Source organism: Paraburkholderia fungorum, from assembly GCF_046027605.1.
In the GTDB taxonomy this organism is placed as follows: Bacteria; Pseudomonadota; Gammaproteobacteria; order Burkholderiales; family Burkholderiaceae; genus Paraburkholderia; species Paraburkholderia fungorum_F.
The window spans coordinates 306,745-322,613 of sequence record NZ_JAQQEF010000004.1; the positions used below are offsets into that span (position 1 = coordinate 306,745).

Below are 15,869 nucleotides of genomic sequence, written 5' to 3' on the forward strand. Positions count from 1 at the left end.
GCGCCACCTGATTGCGCGCGTTGGGTCACTTGATGAGACCCCGTTGGCGCGCCCACGTCACCCCATCATAACGACTCGATATATTTAGTTTCGAAAGAATGTTCCTGACATTCCATTTCACCGTTTCGGGCGTGATGTTGAGCGTCAGTGCAATGCGCTTGGTGGACATTGCTTGCGACACCAGACCCAGGATTTCCAGTTCGCGCGGCGTGAGGATCACCTCCTGCAGCATGGTTTTTTTCTGGTAAGACGACGCGCTTGTTGTCTGCTCCGCTGGGCCTCTTGGCGAAAATCTCCCCATCAGGTTGTGCAGCCATTGCGCTGCAAGGCTATCCATGCCGGCGTCGTTCTGCAGGTGCGCCAGCATCTCCCCGACACGTTGGCCCTCATCGAGAAAGGTGCGTATCAGGCCGAGCCGGGCCCCCGTTTGCAGCGCGTGAATCAGGTATTGGGCCGCTTCCTCTTTACGCTCCAGGCTACTGAGCGCCGTTGCCGCCAGCACGTTGGCCATGACCAGTAATCTGGCACGACCGAATTTCTCCGCAAAATTAACGACCGCCAACAGGGCGTCCAAGGCTTCCCCATAATCGCAATTGGCGAGTGCAAGCCGCGCCTGGGCCTGGGCCGCGATCACCGGAATTTCGGCGCGGAAGCCTTTCGCGTTCCGATGGAGTGCCGCCAGTTGATGCAAATCGGCCGTCAGGTCGGCGGCGCGCACCCGATCGCCTTTGATGAGAAGTATCCTGATCTGTTCGGCCAGCATGTAAGCGAGGGGCCGATCCAGGCCAATGCTATTGAAATGCGTTGCATGCGCTTCGAGGAATTCCAAAGCGACATCCGGCGTTTCCTGTAACAGATCCAGCCGCGCATGGCACAGCGTGGCATGCACCATGACTTCCGGTGACGAAAACCGGAGAATGCTGGTACGGTTGGCGAGCACCGCGCGCGCCTCGTCGAGCCGGTCAAGCTCGTAGTACGCGTCTCCGAGACTGCCCGCACACAGGTTTGCGGAGAGGGATCCGCGCCCATGCGCGGCCTCCGAACGGGCGAGAAGGGGCGCGCCTAGCCGCGCCGCCTCCTTGACGTTGCCCTCGATCAGCAGGATAAGGGGCCGCGTGCCTTCTGCCACGAGTGCCATGTCGTTGTCGCAGTCCGCGGCGTCAACCGGGTTGTCGGCCAGAAGCTTGCGAGCGTCGCTGTAGCGGCCCACCGAAGCATAGGCCGCCGCCAGAGCCGACAACCAATAGACGTAGCGCAGAAATCGAATGTCGGACGGTGCGTTGTGCTTGAGCAGATCGATGACCCGTTGCGTATCGTCGCGCTGCAGCGCGATCGCGGCATCCGCCAGTGCGAGCTGGGAAGAGATCGCAGGATTTTTTGCGGCATCGCTTTTCCGGATTTGCTCGATCCATTGTTCCGCTTGATCCGGGCGCGCGGTCAACGCATAAGTCAGGCAACCGAGAAAAAAAAGCCGGGGATGAGCGAACAGCGTGTCCTGGGGTAAGTGCTCGAGCAGATGCAACATGGGGCTGATGTAACCCAGGCTCCAGGTGGTGGGGGTCGCCTGTTCTATGGCATCGACAGCAAATTCCAGATCTCCGCCGAGGCTGGCATGATGAACCGCCTCCGCCAGAAGCTCCTGCCCCGCAAACCACCGGCTGGCGAGGCGGTGCAGCGCTTCCACGGCAGGCTGGCCGCGCCGCGTCAGCCGACTCGCGAGAAAGTCACCGAATAGCGGGTGAAAGCGGTACCACGGCGAAGGGTCGTCCGACTCCACCCGATAAATCAGCAGGTTCTCGTCTTCCGCCCGCTTGATCAAGTCGGCCGCGTGCGCGTTGTCAGCGATGAAAGCGGCGAGTTCCGCGTTGAAGCGTCGACAGACCGAAATGGTTTCGAGGAACGCTGTCGATTCCGGCGGCAAATAGGCGAGCACATCTTCCGCGAGATAGGCTTGCAGGTCGGTCGATTTACGCAGAAAGGAACGAAGCTTTGCACGCTTCGCCGGACTATTTTTCAACATGACGGCGATCAGTTGCAGACTGGCCGGCCAACCATTGGTGAGGTCGTGGATCAATCGCACTTCATCCGCTGAGAGCTTCATCGTACTGAGGTTCCGCTCGAAGAAAACACGGGTCTCGTCCACGTCGAAGGGGAGTTCCGCGAAGCCGATCTCTGCGACTTGTCCCGACACGCGCAAGCGGCTGAGGCCAAGTGGAGGCGTAACGCGCGAGGCAATGATCAAATGCAGGTTCGCCGGGCAATGGTCGAGCAATTTCTGCATCAGCTTATGTGCCCACGGGTCTTCTACGTGGTGATAGTCGTCGATGATGAGATAGAGCTCTTTGGCGATGTGGGCAACTGCATCCGCCACAACGGCCAACACGCTGTTCATCGATTTGCCGCTGTCGCCTTCCAGCAGCATGTCGTTCTCGATCCGGATACCCAGCCGCTCAAAGGCAGCAAATAGATAGGCGCAAAAGTTCGGCAGGTGCTTGTCGTCGTGGCTCAGTGACAGCCACGCGACTTCGGCTCCCGCCTTCATCAATTCCTGACGCCGCTGCACCAGCAGGATGGTCTTGCCGAAGCCGGCACCCCCGGTGACCAGCGCAAGGGCGTAGTGCTGCGGCTCGCGCAGCGGGTCGAGTAACTGCGTACGGAAAATGTGACGGGCGTCGATGCGTGGCGGCGCAAACTTGCTCACCACAAGCAGCTTATCGATATTCATTGAAGGCATTCCTGCTCGATTGCTTTGCAAGCGCTCGCTGCAACGGATCGGTATTCCCGGCAGTTGCCGGAGCCCGTCGCCTCGTCCCGGCCAGAAGCACCAGGGGCGCTTTATTTCGCAGCGCGGCATGTGTCGCGGAGCACTAGTGTATGCAATCGCGCGTGCGTTTGCCACGCGCCGTGCGCACCCGCACTGGCAAAGGGGGGGCGTGCAAAGCGCGCGCCCCCCCCTGAATTCGGGGTGCTGCCTGAAGCGTCTATGCCTATTGTTCATGTGTATGAACTTCGGGCAAGAGGCGCATCCGGGTTTGCCCGAACGACGTGGTCGGCATGCTTGCCAGTGAACAATTCGAATGACGAAAGGAGCAGGACATGACGCAAAAGGTCGTCGTTGCCGGTGTCGGCATGATTCCATTCAGGAAGCCGGGCCAGAGCGAAACCTACCCGGTGATGGGCGCGGAGGCGGTGCGCGCCGCGCTGGCTGACGCCCGTGTCGGCTATGAATCGATCCAGCAGGCGTTTGCGAGCTATATCTACGGCGATTCGATCTGCGGCCAGCGTGTGCTGTACGACGTCGGCATGACCGGCATCCCCATCGTCAACGTCAATAACAACTGCGCCAGTGGTTCTTCCGCGATCTATCTGGCGCGCCAGGCGATTGCCAGTGGCGACGTGGACGTCGTGCTGGCAGTCGGCTTCGAGCAGATGAACCGAGGCGCGCTTGGATCGAACTTCCATGACCGGCCGGATCCCCTCGAATTGTTTGAGCAGCAAAAGGAAAAACTGCTGGGCAAACTGGATCTGCCCACGGCCTTGACGACATTTGGCGGCGGCGGCCTGGCGCACATGAAGCGCTTCGGGACGCCGATGGAAACCTTCGCGAAGATCCGTGCCAAGGCTAGCCGTCATGCGGTCAACAATCCGATGGCGGTGTTCCGCAAGATCGTAACCACCGAAGAAGTGATGGCCGATCAAGTGTTGTGGCCGGGCGTGATGACGCGCCTGATGGCCTGTCCGCCCACTTGCGGCGCGGCGGCTGTCGTGCTGTGCAGCGAAGCGTATGCGAAGAAGCACGGACTCGACACGCGCGTGTGGATCGAAGCGCAAGCCATCGCCACCGATGGTCTCGACACCTTCCAATCCGACGACATGCGCAACATCGCTGGTTTCAGCATGTCACGCGCGGCGGCCAACAAGGTCTACGAGATCGCCGGCATCGGAGCCGAAGACGTCGACGTGGTGGAACTGCACGACTGCTTCGCGCACAACGAATTGCTGACTTACGAAGCGCTCGGCCTGTGTCCGGAAGGTGGCGCGCAAAAGTTTGTCGACGATGGCGACAACACGTATGGCGGCCGCTACGTGACCAATCCGTCCGGCGGCTTGCTGTCGAAAGGCCACCCTATCGGGGCCACCGGCCTCGCGCAGTGCACGGAGCTTGTGCAGCAACTGCGCGGCAATGCCGGCCAGCGCCAGGTGCAGGACGCGCGCATCGCGCTGCAGCACAACATTGGTATTGGCGGCGCTGCCGTCGTCACCATGTATCGCAACTGACATCACAGTGCGCCCGATCCATTGTATCGACGGCTGCCACCAATGAAGCGCTATGTGTGTGAACTGCATCAGCTGGCGGCCATGCAGTGCGCCGCCAATGCGAGCCCCTTCGCGGTCGTAGCGTGACATTCAAGTCGTTGAAGCGACCTTAATCGAGAGAATGGAAATGAGTCGAAATCAGAATGGCCCGCTGGCGGGACTGCGCGTCCTGGAAATTTACGGGATCGGGCCGGTCCCGTTCTGCGGCATGAATCTGGCCGATCTGGGCGCCGATGTTGTGCTCGTCGACCGCATGCAGGTAGGCGCCGAAGATAACGATCTCGGCAAGCGCGCAATCATGAACCGCGGCAAGCGCTCGATCGCTCTCGATCTCAAGTCCCCGGAAGGCGTGGAAACACTGCTGCGTCTGGTGGAAAACTGCGACGTGCTGACAGAAGGAATGCGCCCCGGCGTGATGGAACGGCTGGGACTCGGTCCCGACGTCTGCCTCGCGCGCAATCCGCGGCTGGTGTACGGCCGCATGACCGGATGGGGGCAGGAGGGACCGTTGGCGCACGCTGCCGGCCACGACATCAACTATCTGGCGCTGTCGGGCGCACTTTGGTATTCCGGTCAACCGGGCGAAGCGCCGATGGTGCCGCCCAGCCTGATCGGCGATATCGGCGGCGGCGCGTTGTATCTGGCCGTCGGTGTGCTGGCCGGCGTGATGAGCGCGCGTGCAACAGGCAAGGGGCAGGTGATCGACGCATCGATCGTGGACGGCAGCGCCAACATGATGAATCTGCTGATGGGCCTGAGGGCGACTGGCCAGATGGTGAATGAGCGTGGGCGCAGCCTCCTCGACGGTCCGCATTGGTATCGTACCTATCGCTGCGCCGATGGTCACTTTGTCTCGGTCGGCTCGTTGGAACCGCGCTTTTACCGCATCCTGCTGGAGAAGCTGAACCTTGCCGACGAACTCGCCGAGGTGAAGCAAAATGACCCCGATCATTGGCCGCAAGTGCACGAGCGTTTCGCCGCCTTGTTTGCCACTCGCACGCGTGACGAATGGTGTGCGTTGCTGGAAGGCACCGATGCCTGCTTTGCACCGGTTCTGAACCCCGACGAGGCGGCGAAGCATCCTCACATGGCCGCACGCGCAGTGTACAGCCGCATCGATGGCGTACTGCAGGCCAATCCGGCACCGCGCTTCATCGGCACCCCCCTGGCGCAGCCGGGCAGCATACCGAGCCGCGGCGAGCACGGCGAAGCCGTGCTTAACGACTGGTGCAAGGCCCGATGATTTCCGTTGCGAAGGAATGATCCGACATCATCGATTCATTGCTCCGGAAGCAATTCAATCCGGAAAATGAATGTCACATTTCATGAGGAAAAAATGGGCGATACATCAGCAGCATTCCTAAGTGAGCAGGAAGTCTTGATCCGCGATTCGGCGAGAAAAGTGGCGGCGGAAGTGGTCGCGCCAACGGCAGCCGAGCGCGATCGGACCTGTGCGTGGCCACGCGACGAATTGAAAGCCGTCGCTGAACTCGGCTTTCTGGGGATGCTCATTCCGGAGGAATACGGCGGCTCCGGCTCCAGCTTTGTGGATTATTGTCTCGCCATCGAAGAGTTTGCTGCCGCGGACGCCGGCTTCGCAACGCTCATTCACGTGCACAACACCATGGCCGGCATGCTTGCCAAAGTGGGAAGCGAGGAGCAGAAGCGCAGGTACCTGCCGGCGCTGGCCTCCGGCGAAAAGATCGGTGCGACATTGTTCACTGAGCCGCACGCGGGATCGGATACGGCGGCTTTCCGTACCACGGCACGCCGTGAAGAATCGCATTACGTTGTGAATGGCAGCAAGCAGTTCATCTCGAACGGCAGCGAAGCCGGTGTGGCCTTTGTACTCGCCGTCACCGACAAAACCGCTGGCAGGAATGGCATGAGCCTGCTCCTCGCCGAACCCAGCGAGCCCGGCTATATCGTTGCCCGTATCGAGCACAAGCTGGGTCAACGCTCGGCGCACGTCGCACAAATCCAGTTGGAGAACTGCCGTGTGCCGATCGAAAACCGCGTGGGCGATGAAGGCGGCGGATACAAATTGGTCATGAGCTTGCTGTCGGAGGGGCGGGTTGCCATTGGCGCAGTGGCTGTCGGCACCGCGCGCGCCGCATTGGAAGCCGCGGTGCGATATGCCAGGGAGCGCGAAGCCTACGGCGCACCGATCATCAAGCTGCAGGGCGTTGCCTTTGATCTCGCCGATATGGCGACCCAGGTGGAAGTCGCGCGTCAGTTCATGATCCACGCCGCCCGCCTGTGCGAAGCCGGCATCCCCTGTGCGAAGGAAGCGTCGATGGCCAAGCTCTTCGCCAGCGAGATGGCGGAAAAGGTGTGCTCGGATGCCTTGCAGATCCACGGCGGCTATGGCTACGTCAACGACTTCCCGGTCGAACGCTACTACCGGGACGTGCGCGTGACAAAGATCTACGAAGGCACAAGCCATATCCAGAAGCTGATCATTTCACGTGGCCTTGTGTAAGGCCCGACATCAAATTAGGGAAGCAAGATAAATGAACGATACGTCAGCGGTATTCCTGAGCGAACAGGAAGTCATGATCCGCGATTCGGCCAGGAAGGTGGCGGCGGAAGTGGTCGCGCCAACGGCAGCCGAGCGCGATCGGACCTGTGCGTGGCCGCGCGCCGAATTGAAAACCGTCGCTGAACTCGGCTTTCTAGGCATGCAAGTGCCAGAGGAATACGGCGGATCCGGCGCAACTTTTGTGGACTATTGCCTCGCCATCGAAGCGTTTTCCGCAGCGGATACCGGTTTTGCGACGCTCATTCACGTACACAACACCATGGCCGGCATGCTTGCCAAAATGGGAAGCGAAGAGCAGAAGCGCACGTACCTGGCGGCGATGGCCTCGGGTGAAAAAATCGGCGCGGGTCTGTTGACCGAACCGCACGCCGGTTCGGATACGGCGGCCTTCCGTACCACGGCACGCCGTGACGGATCGCATTATGTGTTGAATGGCAACAAGCAGTTCATCTCGAACGGCAGCGAAGCTGCCGTAGCCTTTGCCATTGCGGTGACCGACAAGACCGCCGGGAAGAATGGGTCGAGCATGTTCATCATCGATCCCAGTCAGCCCGGTTATAACGTGGCGCGCGTCGAAAACAAGCTCGGGCAGCGCTCGGCTCATATTGCCGCGATCCAGTTGGAAGACTGTCGTGTACCGGCTGAAAACATCCTGGGGGAAGAGGGCTCCGGCTACAAGAAGATCATGGGCATGCTGTCTGAGGGGCGCATTGGGATTGCTGCGGTGGCAGTCGGCACCGCGCGCGCCGCGTTGGAAGCCGCGGTGAAATATGCCAGCGAGCGCGAAGCCTACGGCGCGCCGATCATCAAGCTGCAAGGCGTCGCTTTCGATCTGGCCGACATGGCAACCCAGGTGGAAGTCGCGCACCAGTTCATGCTGCATGCCGCGAGGCTATACGAAGCCGGCATCCCCTGCGCGAAGGAAGCCTCGATGGCCAAGCTCTTCGCCAGCGAGATGGCGGAGAAGGTGTGCTCGGATGCCTTGCAGATCCACGGCGGCTATGGCTATCTCAACGACTTCCCGGTCGAGCGCTATTACCGGGATGTGCGCGTGACCAAGATCTACGAAGGCACGAGCCATATCCAGAAACTGATCATTGCACGCAGCCTGATCTAGGAGGAGGGTAGCCGGTGAGCAGCGACCTCCGCTGCAGGCACGCCTGACCCCTATATACCGCCAAAATCCATGCCATAGATGTGTGGGGCGGCGCTGACACCTGGCTCAGCCGCAACGCGTCGAATCCTGATTGGCAGCCGGGCGGCCCCGGCGTTTGACAGGCAATTTCGTCCGCACTCAGCCAACTGGCGTGCGATGCCTGGTCTGATGCCGAAACCGCCCACGAATCGAGGGCATGCCTACGCGCGCGGTAGCAACGGCCGCCCTCTCGTCTGGACAGGTGTGCCGCAACTTGTGACGAAGTAGGCTGACCGGTCGAACAGCTACTTCTAAAGTGAGTCTTCATGTCCTTTTCACTGCGGCCTCTCGTTGCACTTAGCCTCGCTCTCGCAACGGCGTCGGTGTGCGCACAGTCGGCCGGCTCGGCAGCACTCTCAATTCCTGTCACCGCCGATAACTTCGTTCGCGCGGAGTCGGACATGATGTTCACCGCGATGGTCAAGCAGAACGGCCTCGGACAGTTCGGGCATCACCGCGATCTGGCGCCGATTGACAAGCAGACTGTCGTACGTGTCAATCGCGACACGATCTATTCGACGGCGGTGTTCGACCTTGATGCAGGGCCCGTGACGATCACGCTGCCCGACGCGGGCAAGCGCTTTCGTTCGATGATTGCGATTAACGAAGATCACTATGCGCAAGAGGTGGTCTATGACGGCGGTAGCTACACGTTGACGAAGAAGCAGATGGGCACGCGGTACGTGTTGGTTACGGTGCGCACGCTGGCGGACCCGTCAGATCCGGCGGATCTGCAACAGGTCCATGCGCTACAGGACGGGATCAAGGTCAAACAGGCGAGTGTCGGCCATTTCGACGTGCCCAATTGGGATGCCGTCAGTCAGAAGCGAGTACGCGACGCGCTGAAAGTGCTGGGATCGACGCTTCCTGACACGAGGGACTCGTTCGGCCCGCCGGGCGAAGTGTCGCCGATACGGCATCTGATCGGTGCCGCAACCCTCTGGGGTGGCAATCCGGATAAGGATGCTGTCTATCTGACCGTCACGCCGGGCAAGAACGACGGTGCAACGGTGTATCGTCTACGTGTCAAGGACGTGCCCGTCGATGGATTCTGGTCGGTCAGCGTGTACAACGCATCGGGATATATCCAGCCGAACGCATACGGTGCCTATACGCTTAATAACGTAACGGCGAAGAAGGCCGGGGACGGTTCCGTCGAGGTCCAGTTCGGAGCGTGCGACGGCAAGATTGCCAATTGCCTGCCCACCGAGGCTGGCTGGAACTATACGGTACGACTCTATCGTCCGCGCGCCGAAGTCCTGAAGGGATCCTGGACGTTCCCTCAAGCGCAGCCCGTGCTTTGACAAGCGGATACGCATTTGACCGGCCTCGTCAGGCCGGCCAGGCTTTCTTTGAACGCTGTTCCACGATGGCAATCATCCGCTGCGCCAAGGGCGACAAATAGGCTCCGGCTCTTGACATGATCGCGATGCGCCTTTGCAGATCAAGCTCTTGCGCATCCAGCCTGATCGGTCGAATCCCCATCGCCGCCCACTTTGGCGCCGCACTTGCGACGCTCAGCAATTGCGTACCCCGAACAAGCTGAACGAACGAGGGGCTGCTGAAGTCTGTCTCGATCCGCAAGATAGGCTGTGGCAGGCCTTGATTGCGAAACGCGGCTTCCACTTGTTGCCGCACGGCGACGTGGGAACCTGGCAGCAGCCAATCGTGGCCCACCAGATCAGCGAGCTTCGGCTTTCGCTTACGCAGCAGCGGGTGCGCCTGGTCCGCGATGACAGTGAGTCTGTCATTGAAAAGCTCCCGCACCACAAAATCTGCTGCGCGCTGTTTTGGCACTGGCGCCATGACCAGATCGAGCGAACCTTCCGCGAGGAGGTCTAAAAGGGCAGGCGCCAGCATCCGACGCAGACGAAGCTGGGCCGCGGGGCGATCCATGACCAACTGTCGACAGGCATCCAGCACCATCGCATCGGGGACCGAGGGCGAACAACCCAGGCTCAAAACGCCCTGCGTCCCCGATTGAATCGCCCGCATTTCTTTCAGCACATCTTCGTAGTCCCGATGAATAAGCCGAGCTCGATCGATGAAGAGTGCCCCTGCCGAAGTTGGACTCATACCCCGCGCGCTGCGCTCGAACAACCGTAAGCCTAACTGCGCTTCGATGCGCTTCACAGCCTTGGTCAACGCGGGCTGAGTGACGCCCATGGCCGTGGCGGCACGGCCGATCCCGCCATATGTGTTGATGGCCAGAACATATTCGAGGTCACGGGTTTCCATTGAGGCATTCCTGATGGTAATGACTTTATGCCAGATGTCGCATTGCGACCATGAATCGAATCATACAGACTCGGCTTAAGTAGCAAACCCAGAACGAGAGACGAAGCCGAAATGAAGCCGAACAATGTACTGGTACTGATGGCGGACGAGCACAACGCCAGAATGCTTGGGTGCGCAGGCCATCCCCTGGCAAAAACGCCAAACCTCGATGCGCTGGCGGCACGCGGAACCCGCTTTACCCATGCTTACACGAATTCCCCCATCTGCGTGCCGGCGCGCGCGAGCTTCGCCACCGGACGCTACGTCAATGAAATCGGGTACTGGGACAATTCCATTGCCTACGATGGTCGTGTAGAGGGCTGGGGGCATCGTCTCCAGGCGGCAAAGATCCCGGTGGAGTCCATCGGAAAGCTCCACTATCGCAAGCAAAGCGATCCGGTCGGCCTTGACCGCCAGCATGTGCCCATGCATATCAAGGACGGCCTGGGCATGGTGCATCTGTCGATCCGCAAGCAATTTCCGGATTTCGTGGCCGAGGCGCGCCATGTGGCAGGCATCCCCATGTCCGCAGCCGAAGGCGAAAGCGAATACACCCGCTACGACCGGCGGATCGCCGACGTCGCGTGTGACTGGCTGAAGCGCGCCGCTGACAAAGACGGCAACTGGGTCCTGTTCGTGAGCTTCGTCACACCGCACTATCCATTGTGCGTACCCAAGGAATTCCTGGACCTGTACCCGATCGACCAGATGCCTGAGGGAAAGTTTGCGCCCGCATCAGGCTTCCAGCTTCACCCCTGGCTGCAGCGCTTCGTCGCCTCCGGGCGCGCGACAGTCGAGCAACAAAAAAAGGCCTTCGCGTCCTATCTGGCGCTGTGCAGTTTCATGGACGCCCAGGTCGGGCGCGTGCTGGAAGTGTTGCAACAGGCGGGCCTCACCGATTCCACCCGGATCATCTTTACCTCGGACCATGGCGAAAACGCCGGTGCTCGCGGCCTGTGGGGCAAGTCCAACCACTACGAGGAAGCCGCAGCCATTCCGCTCATCGTCGCGGGCCCGGATGTTCCCGCTGCGAAGGTGTGCAACACGCCCGCCACGCTGGTTGACGTCCATCCGTCCATCCTTCATGCCGCCGGGTTGCCCTTTGAAAACGACGGAACACCCGGAAAATCGCTTTTCAATCTTGCAAACCAGCCGGACGACATCGAGCGTGTCGCCTTCAGCGAATACCACGCCGGCGGGTCGCCGTCCGCGTCCTACATGGTCCGCAAAGGCCGCTTCAAGCTTATCCACTACGTTGAGTTTTCTTCAGAACTGTTCGACCTCGAGGCCGACCCCGAGGAGGGCACTAACCTTGCAGAGGACACGCGCTACGCATCGGTGGTCTCGGAACTCGAGCGCATCTTGCACACGATCGTTGACCCCGAAGAAGTCGATAAGCGCGCCAACCTTGCGCAACGTGAGTTGATCGAAAGCCTGGGTGGTCCCGAAATGGTGATGGCCAATCTGGTGACTGAAAAGTCTTACACCCCCGTGCCCGCGCACATCGCTTCGGAAGACTTCATTCCGCCAGGCCAGTGACGCGTCAATTCCGTGCGCTGTCTGGATCAGCGTGGTCAAGACAACGTACGGAACGGGCAGTAGTCGTGCACTAAATAGCATCCCGAAACACGGGATCAAACGGAGACATCATGCCGGTTGGGAATCTCAAATTTTCGCTTCGAAACCGATGGGTTCGCATTCTTGGCGTCGCTACGGTGATGTACATGTTGGCGCTCATCGATCGCGGCAATCTGGGCATGGCCATTCCCTCGATGCGCCAGGATCTCGGCTTGTCGCCAAAGGCCATTGGCCTGGCGGCGGGCGCTTATTTCTGGGGCTATCTCATCTTGCAGATACCGATGGGACGAATAGCCAGTCTACGGAGCCCCAAGAAGGCAATCTTCGTCTTGATGCTGCTCTGGAGCACCATTGCGTTGGCTGCGGCGTCTGTCACGACCGAACGTGGATTGACGATCAACCGGTTCATGCTGGGACTCGCAGAAGGCGGTTTGCTGACTTGCGTGCTGGTCCTGATCCGGTCCTGGTTTACTCGTGCAGAGCGCGCGCGCGCCACCGGCATTCTCCTGCTGGGTCTGGTCGCCGGGCCGATCATCGCGGGTCCGCTTTCCGGCCTCATTCTGACGCACTCAACCTGGCGTTGGATGTTCATCATCGAAGGATTGCCAGGCTTACTCTGGGGCATCGTCTGGTGGTGCCTCATTGATGACCACCCACGACACGCGACCTGGATGGATGAAGCGGAGCGCGAACAACTGATTCGAACCCTTGACGCGGAAACGAGCGACATGGTTGCGCTGCAAGGCCATTTCCTGTCGGTCCTGTGGCATCCATGTGTCATCTTGCTGGCGCTGTACAACTTTCTTGCACTTGTCGGGGAGTGGGGAATTCAGTTCTGGTATCCCACCGTTCTCAAAGAGGCGGGGCTTTCAATAGGCGTCGTTGGACTGGTGGCCACCTTGCCGGCCCTCTTGAGCATGCTCTCGATGACGCTGGTTGCCAGAAGCTCTGACCGTTGGGGTGAGCGCAAGTGGCACATGATTGGCGCGACGATGACTGCGGGTTGCGTGCTATTGCTGATGCAGTTCAGTGGAGGAAGCGCGTTCGCGATGGTTTGTCTGTTTGCTGTGGCAACAGGTGCCATGGCGGGTCGGTTCGGGCCGTTCTGGACGCTGCCATCCGAAGTGTTGCCGCCAGCCGTGCTCGGCGTGGGGATTGGCGTCATTCATGGCTTTGGCAGCCTGGGCGGCGTAGTCGGACCGTTCGTTTTTGGCCTCGTGCGAATACATACAGGAAATTTCACCTTGGCGTTCAGCGCGGCCGGGGTGGCCATGATCCTTGGTTGCCTGTTCGTCATCCCTTTACGGGTTCGCCCGCGAACTGCCCCGAATGGGTGCGGGCGCCCTGTTCGTCACAGCACGAACTGAATTCGTTCTCAAACTCGGAAAGACAAAATGACAGCTGAATCTTCGTTTTCTGCAGCAACCACAGCCTGGCAAAATTCGGGCGATTTTGTTCAGATTGGAGAGCATCGGGTCTTCGTCCATCGGCGAGGCGTTGGTGCTTCCATTCTCTTCATCCACGGCTTTCCGACTTCATGCTTTGATTGGCGAGATACAGTTTCCAGCCTTGCAGGCCACTTCGACTGCATCGCATTCGATCAGATCGGCTACGGACTCTCCGACAAACCGGCGGCGTGGGGATACTCGCTCTTCCAGCAAGCCGATGTCATCGAAGCATTACTCAAAAAGCTCGGCGTCAAGACGGTGCACGTGGTGAGCCACGACGTGGGCACGAGTGTCCATACGGAGTTGCTTGCCCGCAAGCAGGAGGGGCGCCTTTCCTTCGAGATCGACAGCTCGACGTTTCTGAATGGAAGCATCATCAAGGGGATGGCGACACTCACGAACATCCAGAAGGTGCTTGAGAATCCCGCCACCCTTGACGAAGGGAAGCGGATGGTGGCCGACATGGTGCCTGGATACGCTGAGCGCCTTAAGAAGTGTATGGGCAAACCCGAGGCCGTCAGTGCAGAGGACGCACTGGTCATGACCGAACTCCTTGCCCACAAGGACGGCAACCTTCGCATACCCAATGTCTACAGTTACGTGCGCGAACGGTATTTGCACGCGGACCGCTGGGTCGGTGCAGTCCAGGCGGAGGGCGCGCGAGTTCAGTTCCTGTGGGGCGATGCGGACCCCATCGCCAACATTGCCATGGGGAGAGCGCTGCATGCTCTGGCGCCGCAGGCGCAATATGCAGAATTGCCCGGGGTTGGCCACTTCGTTCCGGTAGAGGTGCCTGAAACCGTAGCCGCGCACGTCAACCGCTTCGTCACTGAGACCGCCGCAGCTTGACGGCGTGCGTTTCACCCCTTCCCTATGCGAGATCGTCGATGTCGACTGTAGAAAAACACCTTGAGGACACCACACGTTTGCTCGAAACCCGGCCGGCCGGCACGATGGCGCAGATGAGCGGCGCTGAGAGCCTCGTGAGAACGTTGCTCGCGTGTGGCGTCGACACCTGCTTTGCGAACCCCGGCACGAGCGAGATGCATTTCGTGGCGGCACTCGACCAGATTCCCGGCATGCGCTGTGTGCTCGGCCTGTTCGAGGGCGTGGTGACCGGCGCGGCCGATGGCTATGCGCGCATCGCGGGCAAGCCCGCCGCCACGCTGTTGCATTGCGGGCCCGGTCTGGCCAACGGCCTCGCCAACCTGCACAACGCGCGCCGCGCGCAGACGCCCGTGGTCAACATCGTCGGCGACCAGGCGACTTATCATCGGCCCTTTGATGCCCCCCTTACCTCCGATACGGAGGGCTGGGCGCGGCCGGTCTCGGTGTGGACGCGCACGGCCACCGAGGCCGCTTCGGTCGGCGCCGCTGCGGCCGCCGCGGTGCAGGCCGCGTGTGCAGAACCGGGCGGGGTGGCGAGCCTGATCCTGCCGTCCGATGTCTGCTGGAACGAGGGCGGCCAGGTGGCTGCGCCACTGGCCCCGCTGCCTGTGCCGAAGGTCACGCCGGATATCGTGCAGCAAATCGCGCGTGTGCTGCGCTCCGGCGAGCCGACCATGCTGCTGCTCGCGGGCCGCGCGCTCGACGAAGCCGCGCTGGCCGACGCGCATGGCATTGCCGCCGCCACCGGCGCTCGCCTGATGTGCACGACCGCCAATGCGCGCGTGGCGCGCGGCCGTGGGCGCTTTCCGATCGAGCGGCTGCCGTATTACGGCGACCCTGCACGGGCCAGGACCGCTGGCATCCGCCATCTGATCCTCGTCGGCACACCCGCGCCGGCGACGTTTTTCGCGTACCCAGGCAAGTCGTCGCGCCCGTATCCCGAAGACGCGGTGGTCCACGTGCTGGCCCGGGCAGAGCAGGACCTCGCCGATGCGCTGGCGCAGCTCGCGGCGCAACTGAACGCGCCGCGCATCGACGCACCTGACGCCCAGGCCGCTGCGCACGAGATTCCTGACGGACCGATCACCTCGCAGTCGGTGGCGCAGATTCTGTGTGCACAGCTTCCCGAGCAAGCGATCGTGGTCGACGAGAGTGTCACCTTCGGTCACGCGTTCTACCCGGGCACCGCACACGCGGCGCCGCATGACTGGCTGCAGGTGACCGGTGGCGCGATCGGCGATGGTCTGCCGCTCGCGCTCGGCGCGGCGGTCGCGGCGCCTGGCCGGCGTGTCGTTGCGTTGCAGGCCGACGGCTCGGCGATGTACACGCCGCAGGCGCTCTGGAGCATGGCCCGCGAAGATCTCGATGTGACCGTGGTGCTGCTGTCGAACCGCAAATACGCGATTCTGCTCGGTGAGCTGGCAAGCGTCGGCGCGACGCCGGGCAAAACCGCGCTGGACATGCTCGACATCGGCCGCCCCGATATGGATTGGGTCAAGATCGCCAACGGCATGGGCGTGGAGGCCGCGCGCGCCGATACACTCGCGCGCTTCGCCGAACTCTTCGCGATGGCGAATGGGCGCAAGGGCCCGTTCCTGATCGAACTGATGATCTGACGAGAGGG

11 protein-coding genes are annotated in these 15,869 nt (G+C 61.1%); 9 read left to right on the plus strand and 2 right to left on the minus strand.

The window, feature by feature from the left end:
• Positions 1–25 precede the first annotated feature (25 nt).
• Positions 26–2,725, minus strand: a complete 2,700-nt coding sequence (locus PQR53_RS09965; protein WP_408397976.1) for a winged helix-turn-helix domain-containing protein — start codon at positions 2,723–2,725, stop codon at positions 26–28.
• A 371-nt stretch (positions 2,726–3,096) separates the two neighbouring features.
• Between PQR53_RS09965 and PQR53_RS09970 the strand changes: the two genes are divergently transcribed.
• The 5 genes from PQR53_RS09970 to PQR53_RS09990 all read left to right on the plus strand — a co-directional run bounded on the left by PQR53_RS09970 (position 3,097) and on the right by PQR53_RS09990 (position 9,358).
• On the plus strand, positions 3,097–4,278 hold the full coding sequence (locus PQR53_RS09970; protein WP_408269038.1) for a lipid-transfer protein: 1,182 nt from the start codon (positions 3,097–3,099) through the stop codon (positions 4,276–4,278).
• 166 nt (positions 4,279–4,444) lie between these two features.
• A complete protein-coding gene (locus PQR53_RS09975; protein WP_408269041.1) occupies positions 4,445–5,560 on the plus strand; it encodes a CaiB/BaiF CoA transferase family protein in 1,116 nt (371 codons plus the stop codon).
• A 93-nt stretch (positions 5,561–5,653) separates the two neighbouring features.
• Positions 5,654–6,799, plus strand: coding sequence for an acyl-CoA dehydrogenase family protein (locus PQR53_RS09980; RefSeq protein ID WP_408226366.1), 1,146 nt, complete (start codon positions 5,654–5,656; stop codon positions 6,797–6,799).
• Positions 6,800–6,830: 31 nt separating this feature from the next.
• Positions 6,831–7,976, plus strand: a complete 1,146-nt coding sequence (locus PQR53_RS09985; RefSeq protein ID WP_408226368.1) for an acyl-CoA dehydrogenase family protein — start codon at positions 6,831–6,833, stop codon at positions 7,974–7,976.
• A gap of 344 nt (positions 7,977–8,320) precedes the next feature.
• Positions 8,321–9,358, plus strand: coding sequence for a DUF1254 domain-containing protein (locus tag PQR53_RS09990; protein WP_408397979.1), 1,038 nt, complete (start codon positions 8,321–8,323; stop codon positions 9,356–9,358).
• 28 nt (positions 9,359–9,386) lie between these two features.
• On the opposite strand, the gene PQR53_RS09995 is transcribed toward PQR53_RS09990, so the two are convergent.
• The gene (locus PQR53_RS09995) at positions 9,387–10,292 is read right to left on the minus strand and encodes a LysR family transcriptional regulator (RefSeq protein ID WP_408269047.1); all 906 of its coding nucleotides are present in this window, start codon (positions 10,290–10,292) and stop codon (positions 9,387–9,389) included.
• Between the two features lie 111 nt (positions 10,293–10,403).
• On the opposite strand from PQR53_RS09995, the gene PQR53_RS10000 reads away from it, so the two are divergent.
• From PQR53_RS10000 to PQR53_RS10015, 4 genes are all read left to right on the plus strand, one after another.
• On the plus strand, positions 10,404–11,870 hold the full coding sequence (locus PQR53_RS10000) for a sulfatase family protein (RefSeq protein ID WP_408406206.1): 1,467 nt from the start codon (positions 10,404–10,406) through the stop codon (positions 11,868–11,870).
• Positions 11,871–11,980: 110 nt separating this feature from the next.
• The gene (locus tag PQR53_RS10005; RefSeq protein ID WP_408397984.1) at positions 11,981–13,276 is read left to right on the plus strand and encodes an MFS transporter; all 1,296 of its coding nucleotides are present in this window, start codon (positions 11,981–11,983) and stop codon (positions 13,274–13,276) included.
• 27 nt (positions 13,277–13,303) lie between these two features.
• A complete protein-coding gene (locus PQR53_RS10010; protein ID WP_408269054.1) occupies positions 13,304–14,206 on the plus strand; it encodes an alpha/beta fold hydrolase in 903 nt (300 codons plus the stop codon).
• A 113-nt stretch (positions 14,207–14,319) separates the two neighbouring features.
• The gene (locus PQR53_RS10015) at positions 14,320–15,861 is read left to right on the plus strand and encodes an acetolactate synthase large subunit (RefSeq protein WP_408269224.1); all 1,542 of its coding nucleotides are present in this window, start codon (positions 14,320–14,322) and stop codon (positions 15,859–15,861) included.
• The last annotated feature ends 8 nt before the right edge of the window (positions 15,862–15,869 follow it).